The following is an 11,805-nucleotide window of genomic DNA, read 5'->3' as shown; positions in this document are numbered from 1 at the left end:
GGGTGCCGTTCGGAGTGTCTACGGGGTGTGTCCTGCCCGTATGGCCCATCGAAGGGCTGTCCGAACCGCTGTTGACGGGGTGTCCGGAGGAGTAGCATCCGCGCATCGGTCCCCGGCCGAGAGCCCCTCAACGAAGCGGAGGAACAATGCAGCCGACCGCCACGGTGCTGGTCTACAGCGACAACGCGAGCACCCGCGAGCAGGTCCGGTTGGCCACCGGACGCAAGCCGGCTGCGGACGTCCCCGCGGTCGAGTTCATCGAGTGCGCGACGCTGCCCGCCGTGCTGAAGGAACTCGACCGGGGCGGCATCGACGTCTGCGTGCTCGACGGCGAGGCCACGCCCGTCGGCGGCATGGGGGTCTGCCGTCAGCTCAAGGACGAGATCTTCCATTGCCCGCCGGTGCTCCTGCTCATGGGGCGCCCGCAGGACGCCTGGCTCGCCACCTGGAGCCGCGCGGAGGCGGCGGTGACCCTTCCGGTCGAACCGGTCGAGTTCGCCGAAACGCTGGCCGCCCTGCTGCGCGTCAGGCCGGCCGTACAGGCCTGACGCGCCACTTGGCGTACGAGACGTACGAGAACGCATGAGAGGGGCCCACGCGCGGCGTGGCCCCCTCTCATGCGTCTCCTGTGGCGCTCTCACACCTGCGGCCGCAGCCGGGCCGCGTCGACCGCTGTGGGGCCTTCCTTGACGCCTTCCAACAGGGCGCTGCCGCCCCGCCACTCCTTCCAGTCGACGTTCCAGTCGCCGAAGCCGTTGCCGAACGGATCCATGTCCGCGCCATTGCTGTTGACGACCTTCACGATGTCGCCCTGCCGGACGGTCTCGTAGAACCAGGCGGCGTTGTCGGTGCTCATCCCGGTGCAGCCGTGGCTGGTGTTCGCGTTGCCCTGCGAGCCGACCGACCAGGGCGCGGCGTGCACATACTCACCGGAGTCCGTGACCCGCGTCGCGTAATAGACCATCTTGTCGTAGAAGTCCGATGCGCCGATGCTGGCACTGGTCATGCGTACGGAGTACTCCTTGCCCAGCACCACCTTGACGCCGTTGCGTGTGGAGTAGCCGGGCCTGCCCGTGGTCACCGGAATGGTGTTGATCTCCTCGCCGTTGCGGTAGACCGTCATGTAGTGCGACCCGGCGTCCGTCACGGCCTCGATGCGGTCGCCGATGGTCAGCCTCAGCGGCTTGGCCCCGCCGCCCCAGAGCCTGTCGCGGACTTTGATGCCCTTGAGGTTGCTCCGTACGTTGATGGTCGCGCCCGCGGGCCAGTACTCCTTGGGGCGGTAGTGCAGCGTCTTGCTGTCCACCCAGTGCCAGGCGCCCTCGGTGGCTGGCTGTGTCTCGACCTTCAGGCCGCGCTCCACGACGGCTCTTGCCTCCTTGCCCTTCACCTTGGCGCTGAGCTTCGCCGTGACGGGCTGGCCGACGCCGTACTTGCCCGAGTCGGGGCCGAAGGTGACGTCGAGCCGCTTCTTCTTGGCGGGGGCGTCGGTGTTGAAGGTCAGCACCTTGCGGCCCGGCGAACCCTCTCCGTCCTCGGTGCTGACCCGCACCGTGTACTGGGTGCCTGCCGCCAGCGGCGCCGTGGTGTGCCAGCGGGCGCCGTCGGCGGCGAGTTCGCCTGCCACGTACCGCCCCTGCGCATCGGTGGCCGTCACATCGGTGATGCGCCCGTCGTCGCCCTCGGCGGTGACTTCGAGGGGCTTGTCCGGATCCGCCTTCTGGCTGCCCACCGGGCCGTTGAAGGCGATCTGGCCGGCCGCGTCGTACGGCTTCGCCGAGAGCGGATGGTCGGAGCTGCCGCACGCCGTGGCCCCGGCACCGAGGGCGGCCACCAGCATCGTGCAGCTCAGTACAGTGCGGATTCGCGGTGAGTGGCTCATGAAGCACACCGTATGAAGGTTCATCACCTCCAGCGCGCCGTGTGACCCGTACGAGTGTCAAGCGCGACACGCCGAGGGGCCCGGACTCTCCTGGCGGAGTGTCCGGGCCCCTCGGTGCGGGTGTGAACTACAGACTCACTGGGTCTGGTTCTCGCCGCGGTAGTACTCGAAGACCCAGCCGAAGAGGCCGATCAGGATGATCGGGGTCGAGAAGTACAGCAGCCACCAGCCGAAGACGACGCCCAGGAAGGCGAGCGCACCACCGACGGCCAGGGAGAGCGGCTGCCAGCTGTGCGGGCTGAAGAAGCCCACCTCGCCGGCCTCGTCCGCAACCTCGGCCTCCTTGTTGTCCTGTGCGGCCGCGTCGACACGCCGGGCCGTGAAGGCCAGGTAGTAGCCGATCATGATGCACAGGCCGAAGGCCAGGAAGAGCGCGGTCGTACCGGCCGGCTCCTTGGACCACCAGCCGTAGACGATCGCCATGGCGAGCACGAAGACGCTCAGCCAGATGAACATCTTGCCCTGGATCTTCACTTGCCGGCCTCCTTGCTGCCCGCGATGGAGCTGGCGCCGTGGCCTGCGTGCTCAAGCTGGTCGAGCGCCGCGATCTCCGGGTGGTGCAGGTCAAACGCCGGGGATTCCGAGCGAATGCGCGGCAGCGTGAGGAAGTTGTGCCGCGGCGGCGGGCAGGACGTCGCCCACTCCAGCGAACGGCCGTAGCCCCACGGGTCGTCGACCTCGATCTTCTTGCCGTACTTGGCCGTCTTCCAGATGTTGTAGAAGAACGGCAGGATCGACAGACCGAGCAGGAACGAGCAGATCGTCGAGATCGTGTTCAGCGCGGTGAAGCCGTCGGCGGCGAGGTAGTCCGCGTAACGACGCGGCATGCCCTCGGCACCCAGCCAGTGCTGCACCAGGAACGTGCCGTGGAAGCCCACGAACAGCGTCCAGAACGTGATCTTGCCGAGGCGCTCGTCGAGCATCTTGCCGGTGAACTTCGGCCACCAGAAGTGGAATCCGGAGAACATCGCGAAGACCACGGTGCCGAAGACGACGTAGTGGAAGTGCGCGACCACGAAGTACGAGTCCGAGACGTGGAAGTCCATCGGCGGCGAGGCGAGGATGACGCCGGTCAGACCACCGAAGGTGAAGGTGATCAGGAAGCCGACGGCCCAGAGCATCGGTGTCTCGAAACTCAGTGAGCCCTTCCACATCGTTCCGATCCAGTTGAAGAACTTCACGCCTGTTGGCACGGCGATCAGGAACGTCATGAAGGAGAAGAACGGTAGGAGCACGCCACCGGTGACGTACATGTGGTGCGCCCACACGGTCACGGAGAGACCCGCGATCGCGATCGTCGCGCCGATCAGGCCCATGTAGCCGAACATCGGCTTGCGGGAGAAGACCGGGATGACCTCGGAAATGATTCCGAAGAATGGCAACGCGATGATGTACACCTCTGGATGGCCGAAGAACCAGAAGAGGTGTTGCCATAGCAGCGCGCCGCCATTTGAGGCGTCGAAGATATGGGCACCGAACTTGCGGTCCGCCTCCAGGGCGAACAGCGCGGCGGCCAGGACCGGGAAGGCCAGCAGGACCAGTACGGCGGTCAGCAGGACGTTCCACACGAAGATCGGCATCCGGAACATCGTCATGCCGGGAGCGCGCATGCAGATGATCGTGGTGATGAAGTTGACCGAGCCGAGGATCGTGCCGAAGCCGGAGAAGGCCAGACCCATGATCCACATGTCGGCGCCGATGCCCGGCGAGCGGACCGCGTCCGACAGCGGGGAGTAGGCGAACCAGCCGAAGTCGGCCGCACCCTGCGGGGTGAGGAAGCCGCCCACCGCGATCAGCGAGCCGAAGAGGTACAGCCAGTACGCGAACATGTTCAGCCGCGGGAACGCCACGTCGGGCGCGCCGATCTGCAGCGGCATGATCCAGTTCGCGAATCCGGCGAACAGCGGCGTCGCGAACATCAGCAGCATGATCGTGCCGTGCATCGTGAACGCCTGGTTGAACTGCTCGTTCGACATCAGCTGCGAGCCGGGGCGGGCGAGCTCGGCGCGCATGAAGAGCGCCATCACACCGCCGATGCAGAAGAACGCGAACGACGTGACCAGATAGAGCGTGCCGATCGTCTTGTGGTCAGTGGTGGTCAGCCACTTGATGACGACGTTGCCCGGCTGCTTGCGCCGTACCGGCAGCTCATTCTCGTACGAGTCGTCTGCTGCCGCGGCACCCTGAGGTTCGTTGAGGATGCTCACAGGTTGTTCGTCTCCCGGTTCTTCTCGTGGCTCGTCTGCTCGATGCCGGCCGGGATGTAACCGGTCTGGTTCTTCTTCGCGAGGTCCTCGAGGTGCTTCTGGTAGCGCTCGGGGGAAACGACCTTCACGTTGAAGAGCATCCGGGAGTGGTCGACACCGCAGAGCTCGGCGCACTTGCCCATGAAGGTGCCCTCCCTGTTGGGAGTCACCTCGAAGGCGTTGGTGTGGCCCGGGATGACGTCCTGCTTCATGAGGAACGGCACCACCCAGAAGGAGTGGATGACGTCACGCGAAGTCAGTACGAAGCGGACCTTCTCGCCCTTGGGGAGCCAGAGGGTCGGGCCGGGGTTGCCGTTCTGCGGGTTCCGCTCGCCGGGCGTACCGACCTCGTAGACGCCGCCGGCGTTCGCCGGGAAGGCCTTGCGGAACTTGTCCGGGATGGCCTCGAGCTCCTTGGACGTCTTGGCGTCGCCCTTGTTGGAACCCGGCACGTCCTCGATGTAGTTGAAGCCCCAGCTCCACTGGTAGCCGACCACGTTGATCGTGTGGGCGGGCTTGTCCTCGAGCTTGAGGAGCTTCGACTCATCGCGAGCCGTGAAGTAGAAGAGCACCGAGACGATGATGAGCGGGACCACCGTGTACAGCGTCTCGATCGGCATGTTGTAACGCGTCTGCGGAGGTACCTCCACCTTGGTGCGGCTGCGCCGGTGGAAGATGACACTCCACAGGATCAGACCCCAGACCAGCACGCCCGTGGCGAGCGCTGCCGCCCACGAGCCCTGCCAGAGGGAGAGGATCCGCGGAGCCTCTTCCGTTACGGGGGTGGGCATACCAAGGCGGGGGAAGTCCTTGTATGTGCAACCTGTAGCGGTCGCAAGGATCAGGCCCGCAGTCAGCACCTGCGGCAGCTTCCGCCGCATCGGGCGCCGCGACGAGCGGTCGGAGCCGTTGGGACTCACGTAGCGCCTTCCCGAGAGTCTCGGCCCGCGCGGTCGGGTGCGGCCTTCTCGGTCGTCGGTCGCCGCCCTGCGGCGGGCAGGGGTTTGGATGTTTATGCGGGCCAAACCTTACTGGACGCTATTTGGGGTCGCGCGGGGAGGGTGCCTAACGCGCCGCGGGTCACTCCGAAGGGTGGGACGCCCCTCCGTCGGCCCCTTTCTGACGGGGGGTCTGGCGCCCAGTGGCTCGGCGGAATCTGTCCGTCCGCGGGTGCGGGTGCGTTGGGGCTTGTCGCGCCCACGCGGCGGAGCCGCACATGTCACAGCCCCGCGCCCCTTCGGGGCGCTCCCCCGGGCGCACGCTTTAGCGTTGGCGTGTGTCCTACTTCGATGCTGCTTCCTCCGCTCCCCTTCATCCCGTTGCCCGGCAGGCGCTGCAGGCCTCGCTCGATGAGGGGTGGGCCGATCCCGCTCGGCTCTATCGGGAGGGGCGGCGGGCCAGGCTGTTGCTCGACGCGGCGCGCGAAGCCGCCGCGGATGCGGTCGGGTGCCGCCCGGACGAGCTCTCCTTCACCTCGTCCGGGACCCGTGCGGTGCACTCCGGGATCGCCGGGGCGCTCGCCGGGCGGCGGCGTGTCGGGCGGCATCTGGTGGTGTCCGCGGTCGAGCACTCGTCGGTCCTCCATTCGGCGGCGGCGCACGAGTCCGCCGGCGGGACGGTCACCGAGGTGGGCGTGGACCGGGCCGGGGCGGTGGCCCCCGAGGCGTACGCCGGGGCGCTGCGCCCCGACACGGCCCTCGCCTGCCTGCAGTCCGCCAACCACGAGGTCGGCACGGAACAGCCGGTGGCCGAGGTCGCGGCGGCGTGTCGTGCCGCCGGGGTGCCGCTGCTCGTGGACGCGGCGCAGTCGCTGCCGTGGGGTCCTGTCGACGGGGACTGGTCGCTGCTTGCCGCGAGTGCCCACAAATGGGGCGGGCCCGCGGGTGCGGGACTTCTCGTCGTACGCAAGGGAGTGCGGTTCGCCGCTCAAGGCCCCGCCGACGAGCGGGAGTCGGGGCGGGCGGCCGGCTTCGAGAACATCCCCGCGGTGGTCGCCGCCGCGGCCTCGCTGCGGGCCGTGCGGGCCGAGGCCGCCGCGGAGGGGGCCAGGCTGCGGGAGCTGACCGAGCGGATCCGGGCGCGGGTGCCGGGGCTGGTGCCGGATGTGGAGGTGGTGGGCGATCCCGTGCGGCGCCTGCCCCATCTCGTCACGTTCTCGTGTCTCTATGTCGACGGGGAGACAGTGCTGCACGAGCTGGACCGGGCCGGGTTCTCGGTCTCGTCCGGATCGTCCTGCACCAGCTCGACGCTGACCCCGAGCCATGTCCTGAAGGCCATGGGCGTACTGAGCGAGGGCAATGTCCGGGTGTCACTCCCACGGGGGACCCAGGAGGAAGAGGTCGAGCGCTTTCTGGAGGTGCTGCCGGGTGTGGTGGCCGGGGTGCGTGAGCAGCTGGGCGCGCCGGTGGCAGCCACGAAGCGTGCGGAATCCGCTTCTCTCGTCGTCGACGCGCTCGGCAAGCGCTGCCCGCTGCCCGTCATCGAGCTCGCGAAGGTCATCGGGGACGTGCCGGTCGGCGGCACCGTCACCGTCCTCGCCGACGACGAGGCGGCCCGGCTCGACATCCCGGCGTGGTGCGAGATGCGGGGGCAGGAGTACGTGGGCGAGGAGCCGGCGGACCACGGCACTGCCTATGTGGTCCGCCGGAGCTCGTGACTAGGCCAGGTGTGACTGGACCTCGGCGGCCGCGGGATGGCCGTACGCCTTGGTGAAGCGGTCCATGAAGTTGCTGCGCTGCAGCTCGTACTCCTGCGTGCCGACGGTCTCGATGACCAGGGTGGCGAGCATGCAGCCGACCTGGGCCGCGCGCTCGTGCGAGACACCCCAGGCCAGGCCCGAAAGGAAGCCCGCGCGGAACGCGTCGCCGACGCCGGTCGGCTCGACCTTCGCCTCTTCCTCGGCGACGCCGACCTCGATCGGGTCCTGTCCGGCGGACTCGATGCGGACGCCGCGCGAGCCGAGGGTGGTCACACGGTGGCCGACCCTGGAGAGGATCTCGGCGTCGGTCCAGCCCGTCTTGGACTCGATGAGCCCCTTCTCGTACTCGTTGGAGAAGAGGTACGTGGCGCCGTCGAGGAGGGTGCGGATCTCGTCGCCCTCCATGCGCGCGATCTGCTGCGAGAAGTCCGCGGCGAACGGGATCTTGCGGGAGCGGCACTCCTCGGTGTGGCGGAGCATCGCCTCGGGGTCGTCGGCGCCGATCAGGACCAGGTCGAGGCCGCCCACGCGGTCGGCGACGGTCTTCAGTTCGATGAGGCGGGCCTCGCTCATCGCGCCCGTGTAGAAGGAGCCGATCTGGTTGTGGTCGGCGTCCGTGGTGCAGACGAAGCGCGCGGTGTGCAGGGTCTCCGAGATGCGTACGGAGGCCGTGTCCACGCCGTGCCGGTCGAGCCAGGCGCGGTACTCGTCGAAGTCGGAGCCCGCGGCGCCGACCAGGATCGGGTCGGTGCCGAGCTGCCCCATGCCGAAGCTGATGTTGGCGGCGACGCCTCCCCTGCGGACGTCGAGGGCGTCGACCAGGAAGGACAGGGAGACCGTGTGCAACTGATCGGCGACCAACTGGTCGGCGAAGCGGCCGGGGAAGGTCATCAGGTGGTCGGTGGCGATGGAGCCGGTGACTGCGATACGCACGGCTGAGTACTCCTGTGGAGGAGAGGCGAGGGGTTGACAGTTCACGCTACCGGGTCGGACCACCCTCACTGAAGAGGCAAAACTACCCGATAGTAGGGCTTTTTTCGCAGGACTTCAGATGCGTACGGTGCGTATATGGCCGTTATCTCAAAGCATGTCGTCACCACGCGTCCCGTCGAGCTGCCCTCCGAGACCCTGGAGACGCTGCGCGGCGACTGCGCCCGCATGGCCCCGCACTGGGTGGCGCCCGCCGCGGCCACCGCCGCCCCGGTGTCGCCCGCCCTGATCCACGGAGTCACCGTGCCGACCGCGTCCGCGCGGCTGATCGACGGAATGTCCGAGTACGGAGACTGACCGAGACTGATTCCAGGGGCATCGGCGCGCACGGAGGGAACCGTGCGCTCCCCCGCTGCGTCCCACCGCTGTCCCCGGTAAAGGGGATGCGGGATACGAACGAGACCCACGCACGGGTCCCGAGGGACAGCAGTGCAGTCGAAGGAGCGATGCGGTGAGCACCGAGCGATCCGTTCATGACGCGGCCGAGCCGCAGCGGCGGCGTTCCCGCCTTGCCGTCGCGTCGGTGGCGGCCACGGTGCTGCTCGTCGGTGGCGGCGGCGCCTACTTCGCCGCGACGGCGTCCGGCGGCAGCGGCGGCAGCAGCAAGGGCGGCGCGCCCGCGGGAGACGGCGGGGCTCCCCCGCCGCTCGCGCTCGACGGATACACGGACGGCGACCGGGACGGCGGCACCGGAGGGATCGCCCCGGGCGAGCCCGACCCGAACGGCGCCGCGTACCGCGCCGAGGGCAAGCTGCCCGGCGGACCGGAGTCGGCGGCCGTGTACCACGCACGGGGCACCGTCGGCGCGGACCAAGTGACCGAGCTCGCCAAGGCCTTGGGAGTCGAGGGCAAGCCCACGTCGCAGGACGGGGCCTGGCGGATCGGTCCGGCCAAGGACGGCTCGGGGCCCTCGCTCCAGGTGAGCAAGCAGGCCCCCGGCACCTGGACGTTCACCAAGTACGCCACCGGCGGCACCGACAACTGCCAGAAGGGCAAGCCCTGTTCGGGGACGTCGACCGCCCCGAACGGCTCGGGCGAGGCGGTCGGTGAGGGCGCGGCGAAGAAGGCGGCCGCCCCGGTCCTGAAGGCGCTCGGCCAGGACGACGCGAAGCTGGACGCCCGCCAACTCATGGGCGCCGTACGGGTGGTGAACGCCGACCCGAAGGTGGGTGGCCTCCCGACGTACGGCTGGTCGACCGGTATCCAGGTCGGCTCGGACGGCCAAGTGGTCGGCGGCAGTGGCCACTTGAAGGCGCCGGAGAAGGGCGCGACGTATCCGGTGACGAGCGCCGACGAGACCCTGAAGCAGCTCAACAAGTCGGGCCGGGGCGATGGCCGTGTCGGCATCGGCGGATGCGCCACGCCGGTGCCGGACGCGGCGGGCGACGGGCAGCAGCCGGCTGTGGGCAACGGTCAGCAGAGCGCGGACGACACGAAGACGCAGGCGCCCTGCGAGCCCTCGTCCGCTCCCCCGAAGCCGCAGCCGATCACCGTGAAGGGCGCGACGTTCGGGCTCGCGGTGCAGTTCGTGGACGGGCGCCAGGCGCTCGTGCCGTCCTGGCTCTTCGAGGTGAAGCCGCAGGGCGCGCAGGACAGTTTCACCGTGACGCACCCGGCGGTGGAGCCGAAGTTCCTGACCTCGCCGAGCACACCGAGCCCCACGCCCACGCCCACCGAGAAGCCGGGCACGGACAACCCGGACCCGACGCTGCGCATCGAGTCCTACAGCGCGGACGGCAAGTCGCTGACGCTGCACTTCTGGGGCGGCGTGTGCAGCGACTACTCGGCGTCGGCCGACGAGTCCAAGGACAGTGTGCGCGTCAAGGTGACCGAGACCCGGAAGAAGGGCGAGGTCTGCATCATGATCGCCAAGGAGTTCACGGAGACCGTGACCCTGGACGCGCCGCTCGGCGACCGGAAGGTCGTGGACGCGGCGGGCGGCAAGACGGTGCCGCAGAAGTAGCCGAAGCAGCAGACTGAGCCGCAGCCAGCAGACGAAGGCGGCCCCCCGAGTTCTCGGGGGGCCGCCTTCGGCGTACGGGACCAGAAAGAACGGCCCGGCGTACGGATTTAGCTGAAGGAGTCGCCGCAGGCGCAGGAGCCGGTGGCGTTCGGGTTGTCGATCGTGAAGCCCTGCTTCTCGATGGTGTCGACGAAGTCGATGGAGGCGCCGCCCAGGTAAGGAGCGCTCATCCGGTCGGTCACGACCTTCACGCCGTCGAAGTCCTTGACGACGTCGCCGTCGAGCGTGCGCTCGTCGAAGAACAGCTGGTAGCGCAGGCCGGAGCAGCCACCGGGCTGAACGGCGACGCGCAGCGCCAGGTCGTCCCGGCCCTCCTGCTCAAGAAGGCCCTTGACCTTGGCCGCGGCGGCGTCGGACAGGAGGATGCCGTCGCTCACGGTGGTGGTCTCGTCCGATACGGACATCTGCTTCTCTCCCGGGTTGTACGGAGACTGCTTGCCGACAGGTGCAACCGTCGGGGCCGCGGATTCATTCCGGGCCGAGTGCTGTGTCTCTCGGCTGTCTGTCCCTTCATGCTCGCACATGACATCCCCCGGAGCACCGGCCCGTGAAAGGCGAACGCGTCACATCGACACTATGGCCATCGTCAAACTGACGTGAAGCGGTTATGATAGATAACGTCAATTAGACGAAAAGGCTCGTCTGCAGAAGAGAAAGGGTGCGTGTCGTGACCACCGCCCAGTCCCGCGTGGCCCTCGTGGACCTCGATGTTCAGCCCACACCGCTTGCCCTGCTGCTGCTCGGCCGCGAAGCCGACCCCAAGAGCGAGCGCGGTGTGGAGTGCCCCGGCGATCTGCCGTCGCCCTCCGACCCCGACCTCGTCGAGCGCGCCCGCGCCGCCAAGGAGAAGCTCGGGGACAAGGTCTTCGTACTCGGCCACCACTACCAGCGCGACGAGGTCATCCAGTTCGCGGATGTCACCGGCGACTCCTTCAAGCTGGCCAAGGACGCGGCCGCCAAGCCCGAGGCGGAGTACATCGTCTTCTGCGGCGTGCACTTCATGGCCGAGTCGGCGGACATCCTGACCACCGACGACCAGAAGGTCGTGCTTCCCGACCTGGCCGCGGGCTGCTCGATGGCCGACATGGCCACCGCCGAGCAGGTCGCGGAGTGCTGGGACGCGCTGACCGAGGCCGGGATAGCCGAGCAGGTCGTGCCCGTCTCGTACATGAACTCCTCCGCCGACATCAAGGCCTTCACCGGCAAGCACGGCGGCACGATCTGTACGTCGTCCAATGCCAAGCGCGCGCTCGAGTGGGCCTACGAGCAGGGCGAGAAGGTCCTGTTCCTGCCCGACCAGCACCTGGGCCGGAACACCGCCGTGCGCGACATGGGCTTCTCGCTCGACGACTGCGTGGTCTACAACCCGCACAAGCCGAACGGCGGCCTGACCGTCGAGCAGCTGCGCGACGCGAAGATGATCCTTTGGCGCGGGCACTGCTCGGTGCACGGACGCTTCTCGCTGGAGTCGGTCGAGGACGTGCGGGCGCGGATTCCCGGTGTGAACGTCCTGGTGCACCCGGAGTGCAAGCACGAGGTCGTGGCCGCGGCCGATTACGTCGGCTCGACCGAGCACATCATCAAGACCCTGGAGGCGGCGCCCGCCGGCTCCAAGTGGGCCATCGGGACCGAGCTGAACCTCGTACGCCGGCTGGCCAACCGGTTCGCCGCCGAGGACAAGGAGATCGTCTTCCTCGACAAGACGGTCTGCTTCTGCTCGACCATGAACCGGATCGACCTGCCGCACCTGGTCTGGGCGCTGGAGTCGCTCGCCGAGGGGAACCTCGTCAACCAGATCGAGGTCGACCGCGAGACCGAGCAGTTCGCGAAGCTGGCCCTGGAGCGGATGCTGGCGCTTCCGTAGTCCTGTCCTGTTCTCGTACGTAAGGGGCGTCCGCCATTGCGG

At 68.4% G+C, this 11,805-nt stretch carries 11 protein-coding genes; 5 read left to right on the top strand and 6 right to left on the bottom strand.

What is annotated here, in order from left to right; all coding sequences use genetic code 11:
• The first annotated feature begins 146 nt into the window (after positions 1-146).
• Positions 147-548: a hypothetical protein gene (locus tag OG453_RS13920; protein WP_266867853.1), complete on the top strand. Its 402-nt coding sequence runs from the start codon at positions 147-149 to the stop codon at positions 546-548.
• A gap of 89 nt (positions 549-637) precedes the next feature.
• Here OG453_RS13920 and OG453_RS13915 read toward each other — a convergent pair whose 3' ends face one another.
• The 4 genes from OG453_RS13915 to coxB all read right to left on the bottom strand — a co-directional run bounded on the left by OG453_RS13915 (position 638) and on the right by coxB (position 5,108).
• On the bottom strand, positions 638-1,882 hold the full coding sequence (locus OG453_RS13915) for an Ig-like domain-containing protein (RefSeq protein ID WP_266867850.1): 1,245 nt from the start codon (positions 1,880-1,882) through the stop codon (positions 638-640).
• A 135-nt stretch (positions 1,883-2,017) separates the two neighbouring features.
• On the bottom strand, positions 2,018-2,416 hold the full coding sequence (locus tag OG453_RS13910; RefSeq protein ID WP_266867848.1) for a cytochrome c oxidase subunit 4: 399 nt from the start codon (positions 2,414-2,416) through the stop codon (positions 2,018-2,020).
• Entirely contained in the window at positions 2,413-4,149 is a 1,737-nt protein-coding gene (ctaD, locus tag OG453_RS13905) for a cytochrome c oxidase subunit I (protein WP_266867847.1), read from the bottom strand. The genes OG453_RS13910 and ctaD overlap by 4 nt, the downstream gene beginning before the upstream one ends.
• The gene (coxB, locus tag OG453_RS13900) at positions 4,146-5,108 is read right to left on the bottom strand and encodes a cytochrome c oxidase subunit II (RefSeq protein WP_266867846.1); all 963 of its coding nucleotides are present in this window, start codon (positions 5,106-5,108) and stop codon (positions 4,146-4,148) included. The genes ctaD and coxB overlap by 4 nt, the downstream gene beginning before the upstream one ends.
• 356 nt (positions 5,109-5,464) lie before the next feature.
• On the opposite strand from coxB, the gene OG453_RS13895 reads away from it, so the two are divergent.
• Complete coding sequence (locus tag OG453_RS13895; RefSeq protein ID WP_266867845.1) at positions 5,465-6,844, top strand: cysteine desulfurase/sulfurtransferase TusA family protein; 1,380 nt, start codon at positions 5,465-5,467, stop codon at positions 6,842-6,844.
• Here the strand turns inward: OG453_RS13895 and OG453_RS13890 are convergent, their stop codons facing one another.
• Positions 6,845-7,819, bottom strand: a complete 975-nt coding sequence (locus OG453_RS13890) for a carbohydrate kinase family protein (RefSeq protein ID WP_266867844.1) — start codon at positions 7,817-7,819, stop codon at positions 6,845-6,847.
• Between the two features lie 135 nt (positions 7,820-7,954).
• Between OG453_RS13890 and OG453_RS13885 the strand changes: the two genes are divergently transcribed.
• The gene (locus OG453_RS13885; protein ID WP_266867843.1) at positions 7,955-8,173 is read left to right on the top strand and encodes a hypothetical protein; all 219 of its coding nucleotides are present in this window, start codon (positions 7,955-7,957) and stop codon (positions 8,171-8,173) included.
• Between the two features lie 154 nt (positions 8,174-8,327).
• Complete coding sequence (locus tag OG453_RS13880) at positions 8,328-9,839, top strand: hypothetical protein (RefSeq protein WP_266867841.1); 1,512 nt, start codon at positions 8,328-8,330, stop codon at positions 9,837-9,839.
• Positions 9,840-9,946: 107 nt separating this feature from the next.
• Here the strand turns inward: OG453_RS13880 and OG453_RS13875 are convergent, their stop codons facing one another.
• Positions 9,947-10,303 carry an iron-sulfur cluster assembly accessory protein gene (locus tag OG453_RS13875; protein ID WP_030786960.1) on the bottom strand — a complete coding sequence of 119 codons (357 nt, stop codon included), beginning with the start codon at positions 10,301-10,303 and terminating at the stop codon, positions 9,947-9,949.
• Positions 10,304-10,566: 263 nt separating this feature from the next.
• Here OG453_RS13875 and nadA point away from each other — a divergent pair, with 263 nt between their 5' ends.
• A complete protein-coding gene (nadA, locus tag OG453_RS13870) occupies positions 10,567-11,763 on the top strand; it encodes a quinolinate synthase NadA (protein WP_266867837.1) in 1,197 nt (398 codons plus the stop codon).
• Positions 11,764-11,805: the final 42 nt, after the last annotated feature.

The sequence above is a fragment of the Streptomyces sp. NBC_01381 genome (assembly GCF_026340305.1).
GTDB lineage: Bacteria > Actinomycetota > Actinomycetes > Streptomycetales > Streptomycetaceae > Streptomyces.
This window is presented reverse-complemented; position numbering and strand designations above follow the sequence as displayed.